The sequence below is a fragment of the Halopseudomonas bauzanensis genome, assembly GCF_900114735.1.
In the GTDB taxonomy this organism is placed as follows: domain Bacteria; phylum Pseudomonadota; class Gammaproteobacteria; order Pseudomonadales; family Pseudomonadaceae; genus Halopseudomonas; species Halopseudomonas bauzanensis.
In genome coordinates, this window is the sequence record NZ_FOUA01000001.1 from 1,176,402 (window position 1) to 1,201,826 (window position 25,425).

Annotated in this window: 15 protein-coding genes; 3 read left to right on the forward strand and 12 right to left on the reverse strand. The window is 62.2% G+C overall.

The genetic code is table 11. The features are described from left to right. Positions 1-35: 35 nt before the first annotated feature. The 9 genes from gltB to BM267_RS05475 all read right to left on the reverse strand — a co-directional run bounded on the left by gltB (position 36) and on the right by BM267_RS05475 (position 13,299). The gene (gene gltB, locus BM267_RS05435; protein ID WP_074777502.1) at positions 36-4,484 is read right to left on the reverse strand and encodes a glutamate synthase large subunit; all 4,449 of its coding nucleotides are present in this window, start codon (positions 4,482-4,484) and stop codon (positions 36-38) included. Positions 4,485-4,988: 504 nt separating this feature from the next. Continuing rightward, positions 4,989-6,524 carry an AAA family ATPase gene (locus BM267_RS05440; RefSeq protein WP_074778667.1) on the reverse strand — a complete coding sequence of 512 codons (1,536 nt, stop codon included), beginning with the start codon at positions 6,522-6,524 and terminating at the stop codon, positions 4,989-4,991. Between the two features lie 20 nt (positions 6,525-6,544). Then, positions 6,545-7,624: a 3-dehydroquinate synthase gene (aroB, locus tag BM267_RS05445; protein WP_074777500.1), complete on the reverse strand. Its 1,080-nt coding sequence runs from the start codon at positions 7,622-7,624 to the stop codon at positions 6,545-6,547. A 123-nt stretch (positions 7,625-7,747) separates the two neighbouring features. Then, complete coding sequence (aroK, locus tag BM267_RS05450; RefSeq protein WP_074778663.1) at positions 7,748-8,263, reverse strand: shikimate kinase AroK; 516 nt, start codon at positions 8,261-8,263, stop codon at positions 7,748-7,750. 5 nt (positions 8,264-8,268) lie between these two features. Continuing rightward, a complete protein-coding gene (gene pilQ, locus BM267_RS05455) occupies positions 8,269-10,446 on the reverse strand; it encodes a type IV pilus secretin PilQ (protein WP_074778665.1) in 2,178 nt (725 codons plus the stop codon). Positions 10,447-10,503: 57 nt separating this feature from the next. Then, the gene (gene pilP, locus BM267_RS05460) at positions 10,504-11,034 is read right to left on the reverse strand and encodes a type 4a pilus biogenesis lipoprotein PilP (protein WP_036989112.1); all 531 of its coding nucleotides are present in this window, start codon (positions 11,032-11,034) and stop codon (positions 10,504-10,506) included. Beyond that, positions 11,031-11,660, reverse strand: coding sequence for a type IV pilus inner membrane component PilO (locus tag BM267_RS05465; RefSeq protein WP_074777498.1), 630 nt, complete (start codon positions 11,658-11,660; stop codon positions 11,031-11,033). Before BM267_RS05465 ends, pilP begins: the two co-directional genes overlap by 4 nt. Beyond that, entirely contained in the window at positions 11,657-12,235 is a 579-nt protein-coding gene (locus BM267_RS05470) for a PilN domain-containing protein (protein ID WP_074777496.1), read from the reverse strand. The genes BM267_RS05465 and BM267_RS05470 overlap by 4 nt, the downstream gene beginning before the upstream one ends. Further along, positions 12,235-13,299, reverse strand: coding sequence for a pilus assembly protein PilM (locus tag BM267_RS05475; protein WP_036989108.1), 1,065 nt, complete (start codon positions 13,297-13,299; stop codon positions 12,235-12,237). The genes BM267_RS05470 and BM267_RS05475 overlap by 1 nt, the downstream gene beginning before the upstream one ends. 185 nt (positions 13,300-13,484) lie before the next feature. Between BM267_RS05475 and BM267_RS05480 the strand changes: the two genes are divergently transcribed. The 3 genes from BM267_RS05480 (at position 13,485) to BM267_RS05490 (ending at position 21,055) form a co-directional block, all read left to right on the forward strand. Further along, entirely contained in the window at positions 13,485-15,884 is a 2,400-nt protein-coding gene (locus BM267_RS05480; protein ID WP_074777494.1) for a penicillin-binding protein 1A, read from the forward strand. 195 nt (positions 15,885-16,079) lie between these two features. Beyond that, positions 16,080-17,771 (forward strand): AMP-binding protein, encoded by a 1,692-nt coding sequence (locus tag BM267_RS05485; protein ID WP_074777492.1) that lies wholly within the window; start codon positions 16,080-16,082, stop codon positions 17,769-17,771. Further along, entirely contained in the window at positions 17,771-21,055 is a 3,285-nt protein-coding gene (locus BM267_RS05490) for an acetyl-CoA carboxylase family protein (RefSeq protein ID WP_074777490.1), read from the forward strand. Before BM267_RS05485 ends, BM267_RS05490 begins: the two co-directional genes overlap by 1 nt. Positions 21,056-21,068: 13 nt before the next feature. Here the strand turns inward: BM267_RS05490 and BM267_RS05495 are convergent, their stop codons facing one another. Genes BM267_RS05495 through cydB form a run of 3 tightly spaced genes read right to left on the reverse strand, consistent with a single transcriptional unit; the run spans position 21,069 to position 25,424 of the window. Further along, a complete protein-coding gene (locus BM267_RS05495) occupies positions 21,069-22,715 on the reverse strand; it encodes an amino acid ABC transporter ATP-binding/permease protein (protein ID WP_083392345.1) in 1,647 nt (548 codons plus the stop codon). After that, on the reverse strand, positions 22,708-24,408 hold the full coding sequence (gene cydD / locus BM267_RS05500; RefSeq protein WP_074777486.1) for a thiol reductant ABC exporter subunit CydD: 1,701 nt from the start codon (positions 24,406-24,408) through the stop codon (positions 22,708-22,710). Before cydD ends, BM267_RS05495 begins: the two co-directional genes overlap by 8 nt. 14 nt (positions 24,409-24,422) lie before the next feature. Then, positions 24,423-25,424, reverse strand: a complete 1,002-nt coding sequence (gene cydB, locus BM267_RS05505) for a cytochrome d ubiquinol oxidase subunit II (protein ID WP_036989103.1) — start codon at positions 25,422-25,424, stop codon at positions 24,423-24,425. Position 25,425: the final 1 nt, after the last annotated feature.

Sequence of the window (25,425 nt, forward strand, 5' to 3'; positions counted from 1 at the left end):
TCGTGGTCGGGCCCAACCGGGCCCGCCGCCGGGAGTTACTGCGGGTTGGCCAAGGTGGTCCGCAGCAGCGCGCGCAGGCTCGCTGCCTTCGGCTTGACCAGCCAGAACCGCCGGATGTGGTTGTCCAGATCCTCCAGCACCTCGGCACCCCAGGCACTGCCGGTTTCCGCGACGTACTCGGTCAGCACCTGGGTCAGGTGGCTGCGATAGGCCTCCATGGCTTCGCCGCTGATGCGCTGCAGCTCCACCAGCTCGTGGTTGAGCTTGTCGAAGAAGCTGTTATCCATATCCAGCACGTAGGCGAAGCCACCGGTCATCCCGGCACCGAAGTTGTAGCCGGTCTTGCCGAGCACGCAGACCATGCCGCCGGTCATGTATTCGCAGCAATGATCCCCGGTGCCCTCGACCACCGCATGGCAACCCGAGTTGCGCACTGCGAAGCGCTCACCGGCCACGCCGGCAGCGAACAGCTTGCCGCCGGTGGCGCCGTACAGGCAGGTGTTACCGATGATCGAACTCTGCTCGGACCGGAAGGTACTGGCCGCCGGCGGTACGATCACCAGCTTGCCGCCGGTCATGCCCTTGCCGACGTAGTCATTCGCATCGCCCTGCAGATACATATGCAGGCCACCGGCATTCCACACCCCGAAGCTCTGGCCTGCGGTGCCGCTGAAACGGAAGGTGATGGGCGCGCTGCTCATGCCCTGGTTGCCATGTACCCGGGCAATCTCGCCGGAGATTCGGGCGCCGATCGAGCGGTCACAGTTGGTCAACGTCAGTTCGTACTCGCCGCCGGTAGCGCCTTCAATGGCCGCACGCGCCATTTCCACCATGCGCTCGGCAGTCAGGCCCTTGTCGAAGGGTGCGTTGCCCTGGATCTGGCAATACTGCGGCTTGTCCGCCGGTACCGCGTCGCTATGCAGCAGCGGGCGCAGATCCAGGCCCTGCTGTTTGCCAGTCGCACCGGGCAAAATTTCCAGCAAGTCGGTACGGCCGATCAGGTCCTGCAGCTGGCGCACGCCCAGCTTGGCCATCCATTCGCGGGTTTCGGTGGCGACGTAGGTGAAGAAGTTCATCACCATCTGCACCGTGCCGATGTAGTGGTTATCACGCAGGGTCTTGTTTTGCGTAGCCACGCCGGTGGCGCAGTTGTTCAAATGGCAGATACGCAGGTATTTGCAACCCAAGGCGATCATCGGCGCGGTACCGAAGCCGAAACTCTCGGCGCCGAGAATCGCTGCCTTGATCACGTCCAGACCGGTCTTCAGACCGCCATCGGTCTGCACCCGCACCTTGCCACGCAAGTCGTTGCCACGCAGGGTCTGGTGGGCTTCGGACAGGCCCAGCTCCCACGGCGAGCCGGCATATTTGATGGAGGTCAGCGGCGAGGCGCCGGTACCGCCGTCGTAACCGGAAATGGTAATCAGATCAGCATAGGCCTTGGCCACGCCCGCGGCGATGGTGCCCACACCCGGCTCGGCGACCAGCTTCACTGACACCAGCGCCTGGGGATTGACCTGTTTGAGATCGAAGATCAGCTGCGCCAGATCCTCGATCGAGTAGATGTCATGGTGCGGCGGCGGTGAAATCAGGGTCACGCCGGGCACCGCATACCGCAGCCGCGCGATCAGTTCGTTGACCTTGCCACCGGGCAATTGCCCGCCCTCACCCGGCTTGGCGCCCTGGGCCAGCTTGATCTGCAGCACTTCGGCGTTGACCAGATATTCCGGCGTCACCCCGAAACGACCCGAGGCGATCTGCTTGATCTTCGAGGTGCGGATGCTGCCGTAGCGTGCCGGGTCCTCCCCGCCCTCGCCGGAGTTGGACCGGGCGCCCAGCCGGTTCATCGCCTCGGCGATGGCCTCATGGGCTTCCGGCGACAATGCGCCGAGGGAAATACCCGCGGAGTCGAAGCGTTTGAACAAGGAGTCCAGCGGCTCGACTTCGGACAGCGGAATGGGTGTCTGATCCTCACGTAGCTGCAGCAGATCCCGCAGCGTCGACACCGGGCGCTGATTGACCAGCGCGGCGTACTCCAGATACTTGTCGTAGCTGTCTCCCTGCACTGCGTCCTGCAAGGCCCGCACGATGTCCGGGTTGTAGGCATGGTACTCGCCGCCAAAAACGAACTTGAGCAACCCGCCCTGCTGGATGGTCTTGCGCGGGTTCCAGGCTTCGCGGGCCAGCAATGCCTGCTCGGCCTGCAGATCGCTGAAACGCGCGCCCTGGATCCGGCTGGGCACGCCCTTGAAGCAAAGATCAACGATCTCATCGGCCAGACCGACCGCTTCGAACAGTTGCGCACCACGGTAGGAGGCGACGGTGGAAATACCCATCTTCGACAGGATTTTCAGCAGCCCCTTGGAAATGCCTTTGCGGTAGCTTTTGAAGACTTCATAGAGATCACCAATGACCTCACCGGTACGAATCAGGTCGGCCAGCACCTCATACGCCAGGTACGGATAGACCGCCGAGGCCCCGAAACCGATCAGCACCGCGAAATGGTGCGGATCGCGGGCGGTAGCAGTGTCCACCAAAATGTTGCAGTCGCAACGCAAACCGGCAGCGATCAGGTGATGATGCACCGCGCCGACCGCCAGGGCCGCATGCACCGGCAGCTTGCCCTGCTCGATTGCCCGGTCGCTCAGCACCAGCAACGTCTTGCCGGCACGTACCGCAGCTTCAGCTTGCTCAGCGATGGCGGCTACGGCGGCACCCAAGGGCACATCGGCAGCCACGTTGAGGTCGATGACCTGATGGGCGAACCCCGGACGCTCAAGGTTCATCAGGGTGCGCCATTTAGCTGGCGACACGATCGGGCTGCTGAGGATGGCGCGGTTGGCGTGATCGGGGGTCTCTTCGAAGACGTTACGCTCAGCGCCCAGGCAGGTTTCCAGCGACATGACCACGGCTTCGCGCAGCGGATCGATGGCCGGGTTGGTGACCTGGGCGAACTGTTGCCGGAAGTAATCATAGACCGTACGTACCCGGCTCGACAGCACCGCCATGGGCGTGTCGTCACCCATGGAGCCAACTGCTTCCTGGCCATTCTCACTCAGCGGCCGCAATACCTGATCACGTTCCTCGAAGGTGACCTGGAACATCTTCATATACTGCTGCAGGGCTCCGGATGCGAGGAATTCGTCACGGTTATCCCGGTCATCCAGCGTACCCTGGATACGCAGGGCATGCTGCTTGAGCCACTTGCGATACGGGTGCCGCGATTTCAACCGGCTATCCACCTCATCGGTGTGCAGCACTTCACCAGTGCGGGTGTCCACGGCCAGAATCTGCCCCGGGCCGACCCGCCCCTTGCTGATGACATCTTCCGGCCGGTAGTCCCAGACCCCGACTTCCGAGGCCAGGGTGATGTAGCCGTTGGCAGTGATGACATAGCGCGCCGGGCGCAAGCCGTTGCGGTCGAGCAGACAGACCGCGTAGCGCCCTTCGGTCAAGACGATACCGGCCGGGCCATCCCAGGCCTCCATATGCATGGAGTTGTATTCATAGAAGGAGCGCAGGTCGGCATCCATGGTTTCCATGTTCTGCCAGGCCGGCGGTACCACCATGCGCACGGCACGGAACAGGTCCATGCCTCCGGCCAGCAGCAGCTCTAGCATGTTGTCCATGCTGGACGAGTCCGAGCCGGTCACATTCACCAGCGGTGCCAGGCTGTCCAGATCGGGCAGCAGATCATTGGTGAATTTGTTGCGCCGGGCATGGGCCCAGTTGCGGTTGGCAGTGATGGTGTTGATTTCACCGTTATGCGCCAACAGGCGGAACGGCTGCGCCAAGGGCCAACGCGGCAGCGTATTGGTCGAGAAGCGCTGGTGGAATACGCTGATCGCAGTTTCCATGCGCGGATCGCCAAGCTCGGGAAAGAACTTGTCCAGATCGGCGGGCATCATCAGGCCCTTATAGGAAATCACCTTGGGCGAGAGGCTGCAGATATAGAAGTCCGGATCTTCCTGCAGAGCGATTTCCACCCGGCGGCGGACATAGAACAGCTTGATCGCGAACTGCTGCTCGTCCAGCCCTTCGCCGGAAATGAATAGTTGCTCGATATGGGGTTGGCTACTCAGCGCCAATGGACCCAATACATCCGGCTGTACCGGCACCTGGCGCCAGCCCAGGGATAATAGTTCCTGGTCAGCCAAGGCGGTGGCGAAGGCTTGGTGCGCGCACTGTTGCGCTTGCTCACTGGCGCCACTGAATACCATGCCCACGGCATATTGCTGCGGCAGGCTCACCGCCAGCTCATCCTGGGCAATGGTGCGCATGAAACGATCGGGCATCTGCAGCAGCAAGCCGCAACCGTCACCGGTCTTGCCATCAGCGTTGATGCCGCCGCGATGGGTCATGCAGGTCAGCGCTTCGATGGCGGTTTTCAGCAAATGATGACTGGCCTCGCCTTGCATATGAGCAATCAGACCGAAGCCACAGTTATCCCTGAATTGTTCAGGCTGATATAGACCTGCTTTCATAGACACGCTCTCGTATTTCCTTGAATTTCAGGCACTTGCAGTCTTAATCAGCCACAGAAAGAGCCGATGGACGCTGCAAGGGAGAACTCGATTGTACACACGCGACCTAGGGCCTACAATTATTTTTGCCGCAAAAACATATATAACTGTCGTAAAAATGAATGCATTATTTCCGAGTATGGAAATTTTGAACCAAAGCAGTGCAAGGAATAACTTTCCTGCACCATGAGAGGGCAATATCAGTACAGGGAACGCCGGGAGAGGATCGAACTGAAGTGTCAACTGGGAGCCCAACGCCGCTCACTTGGCCCCGTCATGCTTGGCGCAGACGAGAATGACAGGGTCGAGCACGACAAAGCGCCACTCGAACGGAGCCTGGAATGCCTAAGTGAACGGATTACAGCTGGAAACGGGCTGGCTAGTGATGGAGGCCGGCAAACCGATGCGGTCGGGACCGCTTCCACATGGTGTGGCGTAGTTGCACCACACCATGCAGGGTTGCTGTCAGCGTAGCGACTGCTGGATGCTACCCATGCTGCGTGGCCAGGGATTGAGCTTGCGCAGAGACTCGGGCAACCTCGCCGCGCCCTGTTGCGCCTGGGTACGGCCGGCATAGGCACCTTGAGTCACGACGAACCAGGGTTTGCCTTCATGCACCGTCTCGAAATAACCCAGATCCGCTACGCCTGATTGGGCTCTAATGAAGTCCAGTGCTGCCTGACGCGAACGGCTGCCCAGCACCTGCAAGCTGTACTCGCTGGCCGCACGTTGACGATACCAGCCAGCCTCGTGGTATCCACCGGTGGCTGGTGCAGAGGTAGTGGTCGGTGGCGCGGTCGGCGCGGCCGATTCAGGCTGGGGTCGAGGCTGAGATTGCGGCTGGGGCGCAGGCGCTGCCACTGGCTCTGGCGCCGCAACGACCGCAGGCGCCTCGATGGGCGTCGGCTCTGGCATGGCCATCGGCTCGGGCAGATCATTGGGATCGGCGACGCTGGGCGGCGGTAGTGTTGGCTCGTTACCGCTAGCAATGGCGGGGGTTGCCGGCTCAGCATCCGGATCCTGCAGGATCCGCTCGAGCGGATCTGCAGCATTGTCGCTGGGCATCTGCAATACCGGACCTTCTGCACCGCTCACATCCACAGTGGCAACCTGATCGGGCAGGTTGATGACGGTACGGGTGGCTTCCGGCTCATCACCGCCCATCATCCAGGCGATGGCGACTCCGATACCCACCAGTACCAGCGCGACCAGCGAGCGTAACGGCAGCACCGCGCCCTTGGCCCGGCGCGGCGGCATCGGCCGAGCCGGCTCGATCGCGTCAATCATCACCTGTCTGGCGACCTCGTTGATGTTTCCTGGCCAACCGCCGCTTTGCTGATGGATCTGGGCAATCTGCTCGTCATCCAGCAGCTCGATGCCCTGGCCCGCTGTCTCCAGACGCTGTCCCAGATAATCGCGGGTCTCCTCCAACTCGAAGGGAGCCAGCTCGACAAGTTGCAGCCAGACCCGATCCGCCGGCATATCCACAGTCGCCAGGAGGTCGGCGATGCTTTCATCTGCAAATAGAAAGACTCGTGGCGCGGCTCGCCCGCCGGATTGACTGAGATCGGCCAGCAACTGAATTGCTTCGCTGTCCAGACTATCGGCATCATCCACCACCAGATACAGCTGCAAACCAGTGGCATGCAGCTGTTCCGCGCGCTCGCATAGCGCCCGGGTATCCGCTACGTTCAGCGCCTGGCAGAGAAAGCGCGTCAGCGCTGGCGCATCGGCAAGATCACGCCCCGAGGTGACAATGCATTGCACATTGTCCTTGTTGCAACTGGCAACCAAGGCCTGGCGCAGCAGCGTCTTGCCGGCGCCAGCCGGTCCGACCACCACCTGCACCTGCTCGGAGAAATGCGCCATGTGGTGCAACTGTGCCAACACCGGCTTGCGCTTGAGTGTGAAGAAGCGAAATCCCGGCGTGCGCCCAGCGAAAGGGTCATGCTGCAACTGGTAATGACTGAGAAAATCCTCTGTTGCGCTCAAGTCGCTCATATCTTCTTCCGGTTGATCAATCATCGGCCAGCCACCGCCAGAACGGCGTGCAGGGCCTGCTTATCGAAATCCGCGGTAACCACCGCCTCGCCCAGACGCTTGAGCAGCACCAGGCGCAATTGCCCATCCAGCACTTTCTTGTCCACGGCCATGAGACGCGTGAAGTCCTCTGCACGCATATCGGCCGGCGGCGCGACCGGTAGCCCGGCGGCAGCAATCAGCTCAATGCAGCGCAGCTCTTCATCTGCAGCCAGCCAGCCGAGCCTGCGCGACAGCTGCAACGCCATGACCATGCCCGCGCCAACCGCTTCGCCGTGCAGCCAGGCCCCGTAACCCTGGTGAGCTTCGATCGCATGACCAAAAGTATGTCCCAGGTTGAGAATGGCCCGGATACCGCCTTCGCGCTCATCCGCCGCCACCACCTCTGCCTTGATCGCGCAGGAGCGGGCAATCGCTTCGGTCACCAATTGCGGATCCAGGGTGCGCAGGGCCGGCATGTTCTGCTCCAGCCAGTCGAGGAAGGCGCTGTCGCGAATCAGGCCGTACTTGATAATCTCCGCCAGCCCGGCACTGATCTCACGTTCCGGCAAGGTGCGCAGACTGTCGGTATCGATAAGCACCGCCTTTGGCTGATAGAAGGCGCCGATCATGTTCTTGCCGGCCGGGTGATTGATACCGGTCTTGCCACCCACCGAGGAGTCCACCTGGGACAGCAGGGTGGTGGGGATCTGGATAAAGTCCACGCCGCGCTGATAGCAGGCGGCAGCAAAGCCTGTCATATCGCCGATTACCCCACCCCCCAGCGCAATGAGCGTGGTACGGCGGTCGTGCCGGGCAGCGAGCAGAGCGTCGAAGATCTGTTGCAGGGTCGCCCAGTTCTTGAAGGCTTCGCCGGTTGGCAGCACCACCGGTAGTACTGCGTAATCGACCAGAGTGCGGGTCAGGCGTTCGAGATACAGCGGAGCGACGGTGTCATCGGTGACGATACAGACCTGGCGGCCAGCAATATGCGGAGCCAGCAGCTCTACGCGATCAAGCAGGCCACTACCGATATGAATGGGGTAACTACGATCATCGAGATTAACGGTCAATTGCTGCATGAAACTCCCCATAGGATCGGTTGCCCTGAAACCCGCAAGGATACATCAGTCCCGATATCTGCGCATGCAGCCTTCAATGAGAAGCAGTTATCATCAACGCGGGGATGACTAGAGCTGTTGGTACTACTCCGGCTCCTGCTCCAACTGCGTCATGATCGTGTTGACCACCACCTTGGGACCGCGCTGATCGGTATCGATGGTGAGATGGGCGATTTCCCGGTACAACGGATCACGACGGGCCATCAGTTCGCGCAAGACCTTTTCCGGGTCAGCGGTTTGCAGCAGTGGTCGCTGGCGATCCTTGCTGGTGCGTTGCAATTGCTGATCAACGCTGGTGCGTAGATAGACCACCAAACCATTGGCCGCCAGTGCCAAGCGATTGGCCTCGCGCATGACAACACCACCACCAGTGGCAAGAACGATACCTCGCTCCTGCACCAACTCGGCGATCATGGCTTCTTCACGCTGGCGGAATCCCTCTTCCCCTTCCACATCGAAGATCCAGGGAATATCGGCGCCGGTTCTGGCCTCGATTTCCCGGTCCGAATCCTTGAAGGGATACCTGAGCTCTTTGGCGAGCAGGCGCCCGATGGTACTTTTTCCTGCCCCCATCGGGCCTACGAGGAAGACGTTACGCAACACTGTTACCTGGCAAGACTGATAGCTCCATTGTTGATAATGCGCGGAGTCAGGAATACCAGCAGTTCGGTTTTGCTTTCGTAACTCACGTCACGCCGGAAGGCTCTGCCGATAACTGGAAGGTCTCCGAGGAAGGGCACCTTCTCCTGACTCTTCTGCGATTCACTGGAGAATACACCACCGATGACGATGGTTTCACCATCAGCCACCAGAATCTTGGCATTGACTTCGTTCTTGCGGATGGTCGGCACACCATTTACATCCCTGGTGAAGTCGGGCTCATCCTTGGTCACGATGACTTCCATGATCACCTGGTTGTCCGGCGTGATCTGCGGCGTTACCTCCAGGGACAGCACCGCTTCGGCAAAGGCCGTAGTGGTGGCGCCGCTGGAACTGGCCTCCTGATAGGGGATCTCCGAGCCCTTGAGGATCTTGGCGGTTTCCTTGTCAGAGGTAACTACCTTGGGCTGGGAAATAATCTCGCCATTACCAGTGCTTTCCATGGCCGACAATTGCAAATCGAGAATGGTGTTGTCGGTGATGAAGCCGATACCGATACCCGAGGTAGCACCCAACACGCCCATATCGACGAAGGGAGTATTCAGCGGGATTTCCGGAATACCGATGAAACCGGCAGTGTTTCGCGAAACTTCCTGGGTGCTGCCATCGGGATTGGTTACCGTGACAGGATAGGGATCGTCAGTAACATCGATATTGCCATCCTTACCATAGGCATTGAACCGGCTACCCAGATTCACGTTACCACCCCAACGCACACCCAGCGCCTTGTCGAAGCCGACGTTGGCCTCGACGATGCGCGCCTCAATCATCACCTGACGTACCGGAATATCCAGTTGGGTCACGATGCGGCGCAGCTCATCCAGCTTGGCCTGGGTTTCCAGGGCGATGATGCTGTTGGTACGATCATCTACCGTGATCGAACCACGCTGTTCACCCTCTCCAGCGGTGACGGAAGCGAACAAGGTGGCAATATCCGATGCCTTGGCGTAGTTGACCTGAATCAGCTCACGGCGCAGCGGCGCCAGTTCGGCGATCTGCTTCTGCGACTCCAGTTCCTGACGCTCGCGGGCAGCAATTTCTTCGGCCGGCGCGACCAGCAGAACGTTGCCGATCTGCCGCTTGTCCAGGCCCTTGGTCTTCAATACCAGGTCCAGCGCCTGATCCCAGGGCACATTCTGCAGTCGCAGGGTGATGCTGCCCTGAACGGTATCACTGGCCACCAGATTGAGATCGGTGAAATCGGCGATCAGCTGCAATACCGAGCGCACTTCGATGTCCTGGAAGTTGAGCGACAGTTTTTCGCCAGTATAGGAGAAAGCATCGGCGCGGCGCTGCTCGACCTCGGTCTGGCTCAGGGGCTTGAAGCTGACAATCAGCCGACTGTCAGCCTGATAGACCAGGTGCTCATAGAAACCAGTGGGCTCGATGGAAATGGTGGTGTCCTTGCCGGAGGCGCTGGCATTGACGAAATTGACCGGGGTGGCGAAGTCCTTCACATCCAAGCGTACCCGCAGCTCATCGGGCAGGCTGGTATTGGGGAAGTTCAACCGTACGCGACCGCCCTGCTCCTGCACATCGACGCGGATCGACGGATCGGACAGATCAACGATGACGTTACCCTCACCCTGCTCGCCACGCTGGAAGTCCAGGCTGCGAATAGCCGGCCCACTGGTCGCCGCCGCAGGACTGCTCACCGCTGCCTGCTCATTGCTCCGCCAATTGCTGTTACCGGCCTGGGCCGGAGCGGCGGCCGGCGTGGCCCCCGCAGCATAGCCGGGCGCCTTGTCAGCGCCGACCAGAATATACAGATCGTTGCCATCGACCCGGGTGGTATAGGGTGCCAGATCTGCCAGGTTGATGATCAGGCGGGTGCGGTCGTTGGCTTCCACTACGGTCAGGCTGCGGGCATTGCCCAGCCCGAGTTCCCGCGAACGCTCGCCCAGCTTGTTCTTGACACCCGGCAAGTCGATGGCAATCCGGGCAGGCTGGTCGATGGTATAGCCTTTGGGTGCGGCCGCCACCGGCTCGTCGAAGGACAGTTTGAGTTCCACCCGTTCCCCAGGCAGCGAGGCCACATCGAGACGTTCAAGGTCGGCCGCAAGCGCCAGCGGACTGAGCAGCGCAAGCACGGCTGCGAATGAAAACTTCCTGGTTAGAGGCATTTGATTGCGTTCCACGCGTGACTGTTTACAGTTCATGTTATCTCTCCCTGGTTGACCTTATCCGCGCTCAGGCAAGCTGAGTGTGCGCGGCCGCTCCAACCAACCACCTTCCCCATCCGGTACTATCTCGACCACATCGACACGACCTTCCTCGATGCTGGTAACCCGGCCGTGGTTACGGCCCAGATAATCACCGACCTTGACCCTGTGAACGCTTCCCGCGCCACGAATGAGTGCCTGCATGCCCTGGTTGTTGCTGAGCACGCCGACCATCTCGAACCCCTCGATATTGAAACCTTCGAGGAACTGCCGGACCCGGTTCTCGTCCGGCTTGATGTCCTGCGAGCCCTTCTGCCGTTGCGTCAGGTCAATACGCACCGGAGGCTGGAAGGGACTGCGCAGGGAGGAGGCACTGTAGGTGAAGGCTTCATAGGGCTTGAACCGGGGCAATGGCTCGATCTTGCCCGCCGGACGCGCCCGGGTCTCTTCCATGAAGACCTGCAAATCACTGAAGTCATTGCCGCCACAGCCGCCGAGCAGCAACGCGCCGAGGATGGCCAGACCGGAAACCGGCTTGAACAGGCTCATGGCTGACCTCCCGCATCCGTATCATGATAGCGGTAGGTCTTGGCCAGGATATTCATCTTCAACAGATCGGGGTTGCCCTCGCTGACCGGTGCGATATCGAAGTCATGCAGGGTCACGATACGCGGCAAGCCGGCGACGCTACTGACGAAGGTGGCGATATCATGGTAATTGCCCTGCACCACGATACTGATCGGCAGTTCGATATAGAACTGCTGGGCCACTTCCGGCTGCAGGGTGATGGATTCGAACTCAAGGCCACTGTTCAGGCCCATCTGCGTGATGTCTTCCAGCAGACCGGGCACCTCGGTGTCGCTAGGCAACTGCTTGAGCAGAGTGCCGAAACGCTCCTCTATTTCGACCAGTTGTTCCTTGTAGGCTTCCAGGTTGGCGGCCTTGAACGACTTTCCGGCGAATTCGTTACGCAACTTCACTTCTTCGCTCTCGGTACGCTCCAGATTGGTCTGCAGGTCCTTGAGATGGAAGTGGTAGCCGAGAAACAGCAGCACCGCGAATACCAGTGCGCCGACGATCACCTTCAACGCACCGGGCCAGGAGCCCATATTGTTGAAGTCGAGGTCATTGATGTCGACCTTCTTCAGACTTTCCATGGATTGAGCAAAACTCATTGCTGCTGTTCTCCCTCAGCGGCTGGCGCACCCGGCTCGGTCTGGCGGACCGACATCTCGAATACGTTGGCCTGATCCAATGCTCCCTGGGTGACCGCCTTCACGGCGGTCAGGTTCGGCGTAGTCAGCCAGTCGGAGGCATCCATCTGTCGCATAAGATTGGACACCCGGCTGTTCGACTCCGCTCCACCCTTGATGCCGATCACCGCTCCCTTCATGTTGACCGAGGTGAAGTACACGCCATCCGGCAGCGTGCGAGCCATTTCGTCGAACACACGCACGATGATCGGACGATTGCCCTGCAGGTCCTGGATGATCTTCATCCGGTCCAGCAGTTGCGTGCGTCGAGCCTGCAGTTGTTCGATTTCCTTGATACGCCCGTCCAGCAGGCTGATTTCCTTGCGCAGGAAGTCATTGCGAGCATTCTGCTGATCGATCTTGCCGTTCAGGTTGCGGTCGCCGAGAAAGACCAGCAGACCGGCAAACAGTACGATAAGCACCAGAATGCTGATGAATTGTTTCTTGCGCTCTTCCCTGAGCTGCTCGCGCCAGGGCAACAGGTTAATGCGAGCCATCAGTCGAAACTCCTCATTGCCAGGCCACAGGCGATCATCAGTGCCGGCGCGTCATTGCTGAGCGCGACCGCATTCACCTTGTTCGACAGGGTCATGTTTGCAAAGGGGTTGGCCACCAGAGTGGTGGTGCCGAGTTTCTGCTGGATCAGTTGATCCAGTCCCGGAATCGAGGCAGTCCCGCCGGCCAGCAGAATGTAGTCGACATCCTGGTACTGACCACCGGCGAAGAAGAACTGCAATGAGCGGGACACCTGCTGCGCCACCGCATCCTTGAACGGTTCCAGCACCTCGCTCTCGTAGTCGTCCGGCAAGCCGCCCTGCTTCTTGGCCCGGCCGGCCTCTTCCTGGGACAGCCCGTAACGGCGCTGGATCTCGTCGGTCAGTTGCTTGCCGCCGAACAGCTGCTCCCGGGTATAGATGGTGCGTCCCTGGCTCAGCACGCTGAGGGTCATCATGGTGGCGCCGATGTCGATCACCGCAATGGTCAGATCGTCGGGATTGCCGTCGAGCTGATCGACTACCAGTTCGCAGGCCCGCTCCATGGCGTAGGCCTCGACCTCGACGACCTTGACGTCCAGCCCGGCGAGCGCCAGTGCAGCCTCGCGGATATCGACGTTCTCCCGACGACAGGCCGCCAGCAACACCTCGACCCGTTCGGGGCTGCGCGGCGAGACGCCCTGCACTTCGAAATCGATGGAGACCTCGTCAAGCGGGTACGGAATATACTGATCCGCCTCAAGCTTGATCTGCTCTTCCATCTCGTCGTCATCGAGGCCGGCATCCATTTCGATGAGTTTGGTAATCACCGCCGAACCAGCCACGGCGACAGCCGACTGTTTCAGCGAGGAACGCGAACGGGCCAGCACCTTTTCCAGGGTCTGGCCCACGCCTTCGAGTTCGATGATGTTTTTTTCCGCTACAGCGCCGGGTGGGAGCGGTTCAACCGCATAGGCCTCCACCTTGTAGCGGTTCCCTGATCGGCTGAGTTCAAGCAGTTTCACGGTTGTGGAACTGATATCAATACCCAGCAGCGTATTCGCCTTTTTTTTGAATAGCCCTAGCACAGCCAATTTCCTATCAGCATCCGCCACTTACGGGCGGTTTATGTTTTACCGCATTAAATAACAGTCCTTGTCCCAGCGCAAATGGCTAAACGGAAAATAATTCGCTTATAATGCGGACTGTTAACCCGTTCTCAACACCATCTCATATCAACCGTTTCATTTGACAGGGAAATGCTCAATCCCTCATGCGTTTTATAATTTTTCTCTTCTGGTTGCTGGTCGCCGTGGCGAGCGCACCGCTACTGGTCATCAGCGGGGTCGCCCTGTATCTCAGCCCGACATTACCAGACGTAGATACACTGCGTGATGTCAAATTGCAAACCCCTTTGCGCATTTACAGCGCAGATCACAAACTGATCGCCGAATTTGGCGAGATGCGCCGCTTGCCGATCAGTTTCGAGCAGATTCCCCAAGAATTTATCGACGCCATTCTGGCCGCCGAGGATGACAACTTCCTCAACCATCATGGGGTAGATCCCATGAGTCTGCTGCGGGCCACTTCCGAACTGCTGAGCACCGGGCAGATTCAGACGGGCGGTAGCACTATTACCATGCAGGTGGCGAAGAACTATTTCCTCAGCAGCGACCGGGTGTTCTCACGCAAGTTGAACGAGATTCTGCTGGCGTTGCAGATCGAACGCAACCTCAGCAAGCAAGAGATCTTCGAGCTGTACGTGAACAAGATCTACCTGGGCAACCGCGCCTATGGTATCGAGGCGGCCGCCCACGTCTACTATGGCAAGCCCATCGCCGAGCTGCCGCTGGCGCAACTGGCGATGATCGCCGGGCTGCCCAAGGCGCCCTCCGCATACAATCCGGTCGCCAATCCTGAGCGGGCCCGGATTCGTCGCGACTGGATCCTGCAGCGCATGCTGCTTCTGGGCAGCATCGACCAGGCCGCCTATGACGAGGCCGTCGCCTCGCCCATCATCGCCCGCAACCATGGCGCCAACCCAGAGATGGAAGCGCCATATGTCGCCGAGATGGCGCGGCTGGAGATGCTCGAGCGGTTCGGCACTGCGGCCTACATCGACGGCTACCATGTCTATACCTCGGTCGACAGTCGCTTGCAGACGCTGGCCAACCAATCCCTGCGCGCCGGCCTGATGACCTATGATCAGCGCCATGGCTACCGCGGCCCGGAAGCCCGCCACCCGGATGCCACTCCCGAACAACTGATCGACCTGCTCAAGCCCCACCGCAGCATGGGCGGGCTGCGTCCGGCCATCGTTAGCGACGTGGGCGCGGATACCGTCAGCATCCTGCTGCGTAACGGTGACAGCGGCACCGTCGCCTGGGAAGCCATGCGCTGGGCCCGTCCTTACCTGAGCGCCAACAGCATGGGACCGAACCCGAGCAAACCGGCCGATGTGTTGCAGCGCGGCGACCTTATTCGGGTACAGCCGGCCGAGCAGGACGGTCAGTACAAACTGGCGCAGATACCCCAGGCACAGAGCGCCCTGGTGGTGCTCTCGCCGGAAACCGGTGCCATTCAGGCGCTGACCGGCGGCTTTTCCTTCGTGCAGAGCAATTACAACCGCGTAACCCAGGCGCGCCGCCAGCCGGGCTCTTCGTTCAAGCCGTTCCTCTACAGCGCGGCGCTGGACCATGGCTATACTCCCGCCAGCCTGGTCAATGACGCCCCGCTGGTCTTCAATGATGGCAATCAGCGCGACGATTGGCGGCCCCGCAATTCCAGCGGCGACTTCCTCGGCCCGATCCGCCTGCGCGAAGCCTTCTACCGCTCGCGCAATCTGGTTTCAATTCGCCTGATGCAAGACATCGGCGTGGACCAGTCGCTGACCTATATGGAGCGCTTCGGTTTCAGCCGCGAAGAACTGCCGCGCAACCTGTCCGCCTCGCTGGGCACCCCGGAACTCACGCCGCTGCAGATTGCCACCGGCTATGCCGTCTTCGCCAATGGCGGTCATGCAGTCCGGCCCTGGCTGATCGAGCGTATTGAAAGTGCCGAACATCAGGTAATCGACTTTGCCCGTCCGGCAGTTATCCCCCGGGCGGTGGATTCCGAACAGCAGCGCATTGATGCCTATATCGGTTTGACGCCAGGTGAAGTACCGCCCGAGGCTCGCGTGGCCGAACAGGTAATCGATCCGCGCACCACCTATCAGCTCACCAGCATGCTCAAGGACGTGATCAACCGCGGCACAGGCTCCCGCGCCCGTTCGCTGCAGCGCAGCGACCTGGGTGGCAAGACCGGCACCACCAATGAGCAGAAGGATGGCTGGTTCGCCGGCTTCAATGGCGATCATGTAGCCACTGTCTGGGTCGGTTTTGATCAGCCCTCGACCCTGGGTCGGCGCGAATACGGCGGCACCACTGCACTGCCCATCTGGATGGAATTCATGGCCGGCGCCCTGGAAGGCCAGCCCGAGCATGATCTGGAGCAACCCGAAGGCCTGGTCGTCACCCGGGTCGACCCGCTGACCGGGCGTAGCGCCCGGCCCGGCACCCCAGGCGCCTACCTGGAAATATTCAAGGAAGAAGATGTCCCGCCGCCAGCCAGTGAGCTGGACTCCGGTGGCTACAGCAGCGATGGTGGCATCACCCCGTTGGAACTGTTCTAACCGCTGGTGCAGGGCAGCATCACACCTTATTGGTGAGAGCGGCCCAGGCCGCTCCCACAAAATCAGCAGCGTCATGCCAGCGCTCACCATAAACATCGGTACTGCCCCGCCATTCGCCATGGCAAGCATGCTGCTTTTCCTGCCGAACCGCTCTACTCTGACCTGCCACCAACAATAACAAGGCAGGTGTCGATCATGCATGAGCGAGACTATCTGGAGCAGCTTCGCGACCTACAGCGCCAGGCCTGGCCCGCCGGCCATGCCAGCGAACCGCAGTACCCGCTGGGTCAGCGCCCGCTTACGCATTATCTGCAGCACTGGGCGCAGGCGACCCCGAACAAGCCCGCCGTACGCTTCTATGGTCATGACCTCAGCTATGCCGAGCTGCATGAGCTAAGCGACCGCTTCGCTGCGCTGCTGCTGGATCAGGGCGTGCAAGCCGGGGATCGCGTCGCCGTATATATGCCCAACTGTCCGCAACTGCATGTCGTCTTCTACGGGATTCTCAAAGCCGGCGCCATTCACGCTCCGGTCAGTCCCATGGCCACGGCGACAGAGTTGGCCTACCAACTGAAGGACTGCGGTGCCAGCGTCATGGTGTGCTTTGATCAATTGCTGCCAGTGGTGCGCGCCGCGTCTGGTGAAACTGCGCTGCGCGTGCTGATCAGCACCAGTCTGGCGGAAGTCTGTCCCGCCGAGCCGCCTTTCGCCATACCTGAATTGCTGCAAACGCCGAAACTGGCCGTTACCGACAGTATCGACCTGCTGCCAGCCCTGGCGGCCACCGAGCCCAGAGCAGATCTGCCTGAACCGGCACTCGACGATATCGCCGCGCTCAATTACACCGGCGGCACCACCGGCCTGCCCAAGGGCTGCATCCACACCCATGGCGACATGCTCTATACCTGCGCCAGCTTTCTGCCCGCCGCGCTGGGCCTGGATAGCGAACGCGTGACCCTGAACTTCATGCCCGAATTCTGGATTGCCGGAGAAAACTCCGGGCTGCTGTTCCCGGTATTCGGCGGGACTACCCTGGTGTTGCTGGCGCGCTGGGATGCGCTGGCGTTCATGGGCGCGGTGCAGCACTACCAGGTCAGTCATGGCAGCCTGCTGGTCGACAGCGCGGCGGAAGTCCTCGATCACCCGCAGCGGCATGAGTTCGATCTCAGTTCGCTGGAAGTCACCAGCTGCGTGTCCTTCATCAAGAAGCTGACCCCCGAATACCGTCGCCGCTGGCGCGAGCTGACCGGCTGTACCCTGTTCGAGACCAGCTTCGGCATGACCGAAACCCATACCTGCGACACCTTTACCGCCGGGTTGCAGGAAGATGATTTCGATCTGCGCTCGGCACCGACCTTCGTCGGCCTGCCGGTGCCTGGCACCGAGTTCAAGGTGTGCGATTTCGACAGCGGCACGCTGCTGCCGCTAGGCAGCGAGGGCGAGCTGTGCGTGCGCTCTCCGTCCTTGTTCAAGGGCTACTGGAATAAACCCGAGGCCAGCGCCGAGGCCCTGCGCAATGGCTGGCTGCATACCGGTGACAGCGGCGTGATCACCGAGCAGGGCTTTATCCGTTACCTGGGTCGGCGCAAGGAGATGCTCAAGGTCAATGGCATGAGCGTGTTCCCCAGCGAGCTGGAAGCCATGCTCGGCCAGCATCCGGGCATTCTCGCTTCGGCGGTGATCGGGCGACCGGACGAACAGCGCGGCGAGACGCCGCTGGCCTTTGTCATCGCTCGGCCCGGCAGTGGCCTGACCGCTGACCAACTGCGCGACTGGTGCCGCCAGACCATGGCCGTGTACAAGGTGCCAGAGGTGCGGCTGGTGGATACCCTGCCCATGACCGCCACCGGCAAGGTGAAGAAGAACGAACTACAGGAATGGATCTGATGCCTTTCAAACGTCTGCTGATTGCCAACCGCGGCGAAATCGCCATTCGCCTGGCCCGGGCCGCAGCCGAGCTGGATATCCCCAGTCTGGCGGTCTATGCCGAAGACGATGCCCAGTCGCTGCATGTACGCAAGGCCGATACCGCGGTGGCGCTGCGCGGCCGGGGCGCCGCAGCCTATCTGGATCACCGGCAACTGATCGATATCGCCCGGGACCATGACTGCGATGCCATCCATCCGGGCTACGGCTTTCTCAGCGAGAATGCCGATTTCGCCCGCGCTTGCACCGAGGCAGGCATTACCTTTATCGGCCCGGGTGCCGAGGTGCTGGACCTGTTCGGTGATAAGGCCAGCGCCCGGCGCCTGGCAGTCCAGCATGATGTACCGCTGGTCCTGGGAACCAACCAGGCGACCAGTCTGGAACAGGCGCAGGCCTTCATGGCCGGGCTGCCGGCAGGCTCGGCGGTCATGCTCAAGGCCCTCGCCGGCGGTGGCGGGCGCGGCATGCGTGCGGTGCACTCCATCGGAGAACTGGAGCAGGCCTTCGCTCGCTGCAGCTCCGAGGCTCGCGCGGCCTTCGGCAATGGCGACCTCTATATCGAACGGCTGATCCGCCACGCCCGGCATATCGAGGTGCAGATTATCGGCGATGGTCGTGCAGTCAGTCATTTGTGGGAGCGCGACTGCACCCTGCAACGGCGCAATCAGAAACTGTTGGAAGTAGCTCCCGCGCCGGGGCTCGACCCGCTGCTGCGCGAGCGGCTGCTGGCCGCTGCCGTGACGCTGACCGCCGCCGTGGGTTATCGCGGCCTGTGTACCGTCGAGTTCCTGGTGGACGAGGACAGCGGCGATTTCGTGTTCATGGAAGCCAACCCGCGCATTCAGGTCGAGCACACCGTCACCGAAGCGGTGACCGGGCTGGATCTGGCGCAACTGCAGATCCGTCTGGCCGCGGGCGCCAGCCTCGCCGAGTTGAATCTGGAGCAATCACGCATAGCGCCACCCCGGGGCTACGCGGTGCAATTGCGCATCAATCTGGAGACCATGCAATCCGACGGCAGCGCCACCCCCAGCGGCGGCACCCTGACGGCCTATGAGCCACCCGGTGGTCATGGCGTGCGCGTCGATGGCTACGGTTACAGCGGCTACACCACCAACCCCGCATTCGACTCACTGCTGGCCAAGCTGATCGTGCAGGGCGAGGGAGATTATCCCAGCGTCCTGCGCCGCGCCTACCGCGCGCTATGCGAGTTCCGGCTGGAGGGCGTGGACAGCAACCGGGCTTTTCTGCAGAACCTGCTGCTGCACCCCGAGGTGCAGGGCAACCAGGTCACCACCGGCTTCATCGAAGCCAATGCCGCCGCGTTGGTTGGCACCACCGATCAACCGCATCCCCAATTGCATGCCAACAGCAACACCGAGGCGCGGCAGTCTGGCCCAGCCGAAGCCGCCGCACCGGCTGGCAGCGAGCCGCTGAAGGCGCCGGTCCAGGGCGTGCTGGTGAGTCTAGCGGTCCAGCCGGGTGAGCAGGTCAGCGCTGGCCAACAGTTGGCGGTGATGGAATCGATGAAGATGGAATTCGAGGTCAAGGCCGAGTGCAGCGGCATCATCCGCGCCCTGGCCGCCAGCCCCGGTGACAACCTGTTTGCGGGCAACCCGCTGCTGTTTATCGAGCCGACCGGCACAGCAGGCGCGGAACAGCTCAACGAAGAACAGATCGATCTGCAGCATATCCGCGCCGACCTGCAGGAGGTTCTTGAGCGCCGCGCCGGACTGACCGATGCCGAGCGCCCCGAGGCGGTTGCCAAGCGCCGCAAGACCGGTCAGCGCACCGCCCGTGAGAACCTCGCCGAGCTGCTCGATGATGGCAGTTTCATGGAATACGGCGGTTTCGCCCTGGCCGCCCAGCGCACCCGCCGCAGCCACGAAGACCTGCTGAAGATGAGCCCCGCCGACGGTCTTATCGCCGGCATCGGCACGGTGAACGCTGAACTGTTCGGCGCTGAAACTGCCCGCTGCATGGCCATGAGTTACGACTATACGGTCTTCGCTGGCACCCAGGGCGTAATGAACCACAAGAAGACCGACCGCATGCTGGAGCTCGCCGAGCAATGGCGGCTGCCGCTGGTGTTCTTCACCGAGGGCGGTGGCGGCCGACCGGGGGATGTGGACAAGGTCGGCGTGGCCGGCTTGGATTGCACCACCTTCATGCGCATGGCCCGGCTCAGCGGCCAGGTACCGCTGGTTGGCGTGGTGTCGGGGCGCTGCTTCGCCGGTAACGCCGCATTGCTCGGCTGCTGCGATGTGATCATCGCCACCGAGAACGCGACTATCGGCATGGCTGGCCCGGCGATGATCGAGGGCGGTGGCCTTGGCAGCTATACCCCGGAACAGGTCGGACCAACCAGCGTGCAGGCGCCCAACGGGGTGATCGATGTACTGGTGAAAGACGAAGCCGAAGCGACCCGGGTCGCCAAGCAGTACCTGTCCTATTTCCAGGGCGATCTGGCGGCGGACGATTGCGCCGACCAGCGGCGGCTGCGCCACCTGATTCCCGAGAATCGCCTGCGTGTCTATGACATCCGCCAGGTCATCGAGGCGCTGGCCGATACCGGCTCGGTGCTGGAACTGCGTCGGCAGTTCGCGCCGGGCATGATCACCGCGCTGATCCGCGTCGGCGGCAAGCCCTTCGGGCTGATCGCCAATAACCCCATGTACCTGGGCGGCGCCATCGATGCGGAAGCCGGGGACAAGGCCGCACGCTTCATGCAGTTGTGCCAGGCGCACGGACTGCCGATGGTATCGCTGTGCGACACGCCCGGCTTCATGGTCGGCCCGGAGGCGGAGCAGCAGGGCACGGTGCGCCACGTGTCGCGGATGTTCGTCACCGCCGCCAGCCTGAGTATTCCGTTCTTCACCGTAGTGCTGCGCAAGGGCTACGGCCTCGGCGCCCAGGCCATGGCCGCCGGCAGCTTTCACGCGCCCATGTTCACCATCGGCTGGCCGAGCAGCGAGTTCGGTGCCATGGGCCTGGAGGGCGCGGTGCGGTTGGGCTTTGCCAAGGAACTGGCAGCGCTGGACGATCCCGCAGCGCAGCAGGCGTTGTTCGACAAGCTGGTGGGCGAGCTGTATGCCCGCGGCAAGGGTTTGAGCATGGCCAGCTTCCTGGAAATCGACGCGGTCATCGACCCGGCGGAAACCCGGGACTGGTTGCTGCGCGGGTTGAGCTCAGCGCCGCCGGAGTCGCTGCAGCGCGGCATGCGGCCGTTTGTGGATACCTGGTAACAGCTACCTGCGGTCAGCCATCACCAACAGGCAGAACCCGTAGCCGATCAGCCATGATCGGCTGGTGGCTGGCAATGACCAGCAAGCCCTGCGCCTGGCGCCGCACCAGCGCTGCCATCACCTGTTCACGGGTGGTGGCATCCAGCCCGGCGAAGGGCTCGTCGAGCAGCAGTACCGGCCGCTCGGCCAGCAGCAACCGCGCCAGGGCAATGCGCCGCGCCTGCCCGCCGGACACCGCCGAACCCAGTTCCCCGGGCTGCAGCTGCAACTGCTGCGGGTGTGCCCTGGCCCAATCCGCCAGCGCCACGTCCGTCAACGTCTGCCACAACTGCTCATCGCTGGCCTGTGGATTACCCAGGCGCAGGTTGGCGGCCAGTGACAGGTTGAAGATATCGATATCCTGCGGCAGGTAGCCGATCACTTGACGCACATCCCAATGCAGCAGTGGCTGGCCATTGAGCCGGCACTCACCGCTGGACGGCAGCTGCTCGCCGGCCAGCAGCTGCAGCAGGGTGGACTTGCCGCCACCGGACGGGCCCTGCAACAGCAACGTCTCGCCCTGTTCCAGTTGCAAATGAATATTGTCCGGGCCATTCAGCGCACCGGGCCAGCGGGCGGTAACGGCATGCAGTTGCAACCTCCACGGCCCTTCAGGGCGCGGACGTGACGGCTCCTGCTGCGGTGCCTCCCCGGCCAGACTATTGAGTCGATCCCGCGCCGCCTGGCTCAGGCCCAGGGCAACGAAGCTGCCGGCCAGCGGCAGCAGCGCCTCACTCAGCCCCAGCAATGTCAGCAACACCGCCAGCAACAACGGCACCGACACTGCCGCCTCGCTGATCAGCGGCCAGCCTTGCCACAGCAGGGCCAGCAGGCTGGCGGCCAACGCCCATTGCTGCAGCAGCGCGATGCGGCTGCTCAGCCGCTGCTGGCGGTCCTGGCGTTGCAGATGCGCGCGGTCCTGCCCGGCAAAGGCGGCGCTGCGCTCCCCCCAGCGTTGCCAGATCAACAGCGGGGTCAGCAGCTCCAGGCTATCGAGCAGAAATTCCCGCCGCTGCTCGGCATGGGCGACCTCTTCACGCGCCAGCCGTCCGCCCTGCCAGTATCCCAGCCAGGGTGACAGCCAGGCCAGCAGCAGCCCGGGCAACGTCACCAGCAACAACCCCGGGCTCAGCAACGCCAGCCAGAGCAACAGCAACCCCAGCAGCAGACTGGCCCAGGCCCAGGGCAGCACCACGCGCAGGGGGAATTGATCCAGCAAATCGATATCCGCCACCAGCCGGTGCATGGCACCCGGGGTGCGCAGCGGCAGGCGTCGAGCCTGGGTGATTCGCCGGAACAGACGGCTGCGCAGGTCCCGCAGCAGACCCAGGGCAGCATGGTGCGACGCCAGCCGCTCGGTATAGCGGCCTACGGTGCGGGTCAGCGCCAGCAGTCGAATAACCGCAGCCGGGCGGAAGATATCGAAGCCGTGTCCGACACTGGCGCTGGCAAGCGCCAGGCCTGCCAGCGCCGCAGCGCTGATAAACCAGCCGGACACCGCCAGCAACGCGATGGCGGAAAACAGCGTGATGAAACCCAGCACGCCAGCCACCCACCAACCACCCAGGCGGCTGTTGAGCAGGCTGCGCAGACGCACCGCCGGTTGATGCTGTTCAGCCATGTTCACCTTCCTGCAATTCCACCTGCCGATCCAGCCAGTCCAGCCCCACCGTCTCATGACTGACCAGCAAAACAGTGCGGCCGCGGCTGAGCCGCTCCAGCAACCTGCCGATCAGCTCGGCGGTTTGCGGGTCCAGATGTGCCAGGGGTTCATCCAGCAGCCAGACCCAGGTATCACGCAATAACAGCCGGGCCAGGGCCAGACGGCTGAGCTGGCCACCGGATAGCCCCAGCCCGCGCTCGCCCAGCGGCGTTGCCAGTTGCAGGGGCAATTGCCGCAGCAGGGGCCACAGGTCGACCTCCTGCAACGCCGCAATCAGCTGCTGGTTGCTGGCGCCGGGCGCCGCGAGGCGCAGATTGTCTGCCAGCGTGCCCGGAATCAGCTCCGGTTGCTGGGCCAGAAAGCCCACATGACGATGCCAGTCGCTGCGCCGCACGACATCCAGCGGCAGGTCATCGATCAGTACCTCACCGGTATGGGGCAGAAACCCCAGCAGTACATGCAGCAGGGTCGATTTGCCACTGCCACTGGGCCCGCGCAACCAGACCCGTTCACCCGCGGCCAGACGCAGATCCAGCGGGCACAGGCGCGCTGCGGCGCCGGGCAGATCGATACCGACGCTGCGACAATCAATGACCGGGGCCTGCTGGAGTTGCAACGGCTCCGTGCCCGGATGCTGCCACAGCTCAAGCTTCAGCAACGGCAGCAATTCGGCGAGCGCGCCCTCGGCTTCGGCTCGCGCATGGTAATCGCTGCCCAACTGCCGCAGCGGTGCATAGAACTCCGGCGCCAGCAGCAGAATAAACAGGGCGCCCTGATAAGGCACCGGAATCTCGCCCTGGGCCCAGGGCAGCATGCCCAGCAGGCCCATGCCCAGATAGAGCGCCACCATGGCGATGGCGATCGAGGCGAACAGCTCCAGCACTGCGCCGGACAAGAACGCCATGCGCAGCACGCGCATGGTGCGGCTGCGGTAATCCTCGGCGGCCTGCTCCACCGCCAGCTGCGCCCTATCCAGCGCCTGCAGATGGCGCAGGGTTGCCATGCCACGGAGCAGATCGAGAAAACGCCCGCTCATCTGTCCCAGCGCCACGAACTGGCGCTGGCTGGCGTTCGCCGCCGCCTGGCCCAACAACACCATGAACAGCGGCACCAACGGCGCTGTCGCCAGCAGCAAGGCGGCAGCCAGCAGACTGTGCCAGGCGGTGGCCAACAACAGCAGCAGCGGGACGATGACCACCAATTGGCGCTGCACCTGATAACGGCTGACATAGCCATCCAGCGCATCCACCTGCTCCAGCAGACGGCTGCCCAGTTCGGCATCGGCGCCGAGCCCACGCCGCGCCGGCCCGAGCATCGCCAACCGCTGCAGCAATTGTTCGCGCAGCGCCTGGCGCACCCGCAGGCTGGCCCGCTGCGACAGGCGTTCGCGGCCGTATTGCAGCCATGGGCGGAGGATAAAGCAGAGCGGCAGCCCGACCAGCCACGGCCACCAGAAGGAAGAATCGAAGCTGGCCAAGCTGCCCGCCTGCCAGGCAAGCAGCCAGTGGCTGAACAGGCTGGCCAGCAACCAGCTCTGCAGGATGAACAACCCGGCCGCCGCGACGGCCAGCGCCAGCGCCGCATTCAGCAAGCGCTGTTGCGGCGCCAGCAGCCAACGGAGCCAGCTTTTTGTCTCTGCAGGATCAGACACCGGCGCAGCGCTGCTCAGTGGTAACCCTCACCCACCTTGACCTTGCCGCGAAACACCCAGTAGGTCCAGGCGGTGTAGGCCAGGATCACCGGAATCACGAACAGCATGCCAATCAGCAGGAACAGCTGCGAACCCGGCGCAGCGGCGGCGTCCCACAGTGTGTAGTTGGGCGGCACCACATAGGGCCATTTGGTCACCAGCAGACCGAGATAGGTAAAGGCGAACATGCCCATGGTCGCAACAAAGGGCATGGACTGTTGGCGTCGACGCAGGCCGCGCACTACCAGCAAGGCAAACAGCAACGCCGACAAGGGGAAGATCCAGATCAGCCGGATCACGCTGAACCAGCGCTCGAAAGCCGATGGGTCCACCGCCGGGGTCCATACGCTTACTACTGCAAAGACTGCCAGCACGGCGGCCAGCAACCAGGGCGCCAGCCGGTAGACCCACTGCTGGATATGCCCCTCCGTCTTCATGATCAGCCAGGTGCTGCCAAGCAGCGCGTAACCGGCCACCAGCCCCAGCCCGGTCAATACGGTAAAGGGCGTCAGCCAGTCCAACGCGCCGCCCACGTAACGGCCATCCAGCGTGTTGAAGCCTTCGATATAGGCGCCCACCACCGCGCCCTGGGCAAAGGCCGCAACCATGGAACCGCCGGCAAATGCCCAGTTCCACAAGTAGCGGTGGGAGCCGGCCTTGAAGCGGAATTCGAAGGCCACGCCGCGGAAGATCAGCCCGGCCAGCATCAAAAATACACCGATGTACAGCGCCGGCATCAATACCGAATAGACCAGCGGGAAGGCTGCCAGCAACCCCGCCCCACCGAGAATCAGCCAAGTCTCGTTGCCGTCCCAGACCGGTGCCACCGAGTTCATCATTACGTCCCGCGCGTCCTCATCCGGGGCGAAGGGAAACAGGATACCCACCCCCAGATCGAAACCGTCCATGAGCACGTACATCATGATGCCGAAGGCGATGATCACCGCCCAGATAATAGTCAGATCAATGCCATGCATA

Excerpts from the sequence above, each read along its gene's own strand:
- aroB (WP_074777500.1), bottom strand. The coding sequence starts at position 7,624 with ATGCAGCAATTGACCGTTAATCTCGATGATCGTAGTTACCCCATTCAT.
- BM267_RS05490 (WP_074777490.1), top strand. The coding sequence starts at position 17,771 with ATGCCTTTCAAACGTCTGCTGATTGCCAACCGCGGCGAAATCGCCATT.
- BM267_RS05495 (WP_083392345.1), bottom strand. The coding sequence starts at position 22,715 with ATGGCTGAACAGCATCAACCGGCGGTGCGTCTGCGCAGCCTGCTCAAC.
- pilP (WP_036989112.1), bottom strand. The coding sequence starts at position 11,034 with ATGAGCCTGTTCAAGCCGGTTTCCGGTCTGGCCATCCTCGGCGCGTTG.
- cydB (WP_036989103.1), bottom strand. The coding sequence starts at position 25,424 with ATGCATGGCATTGATCTGACTATTATCTGGGCGGTGATCATCGCCTTC.
- BM267_RS05470 (WP_074777496.1), bottom strand. The coding sequence starts at position 12,235 with ATGGCTCGCATTAACCTGTTGCCCTGGCGCGAGCAGCTCAGGGAAGAG.
- BM267_RS05485 (WP_074777492.1), top strand. The coding sequence starts at position 16,080 with ATGCATGAGCGAGACTATCTGGAGCAGCTTCGCGACCTACAGCGCCAG.
- gltB (WP_074777502.1), bottom strand. The coding sequence starts at position 4,484 with ATGAAAGCAGGTCTATATCAGCCTGAACAATTCAGGGATAACTGTGGC.
- BM267_RS05465 (WP_074777498.1), bottom strand. The coding sequence starts at position 11,660 with ATGAGTTTTGCTCAATCCATGGAAAGTCTGAAGAAGGTCGACATCAAT.
- BM267_RS05440 (WP_074778667.1), bottom strand. The coding sequence starts at position 6,524 with ATGAGCGACTTGAGCGCAACAGAGGATTTTCTCAGTCATTACCAGTTG.
- BM267_RS05480 (WP_074777494.1), top strand. The coding sequence starts at position 13,485 with ATGCGTTTTATAATTTTTCTCTTCTGGTTGCTGGTCGCCGTGGCGAGC.
- pilQ (WP_074778665.1), bottom strand. The coding sequence starts at position 10,446 with ATGCCTCTAACCAGGAAGTTTTCATTCGCAGCCGTGCTTGCGCTGCTC.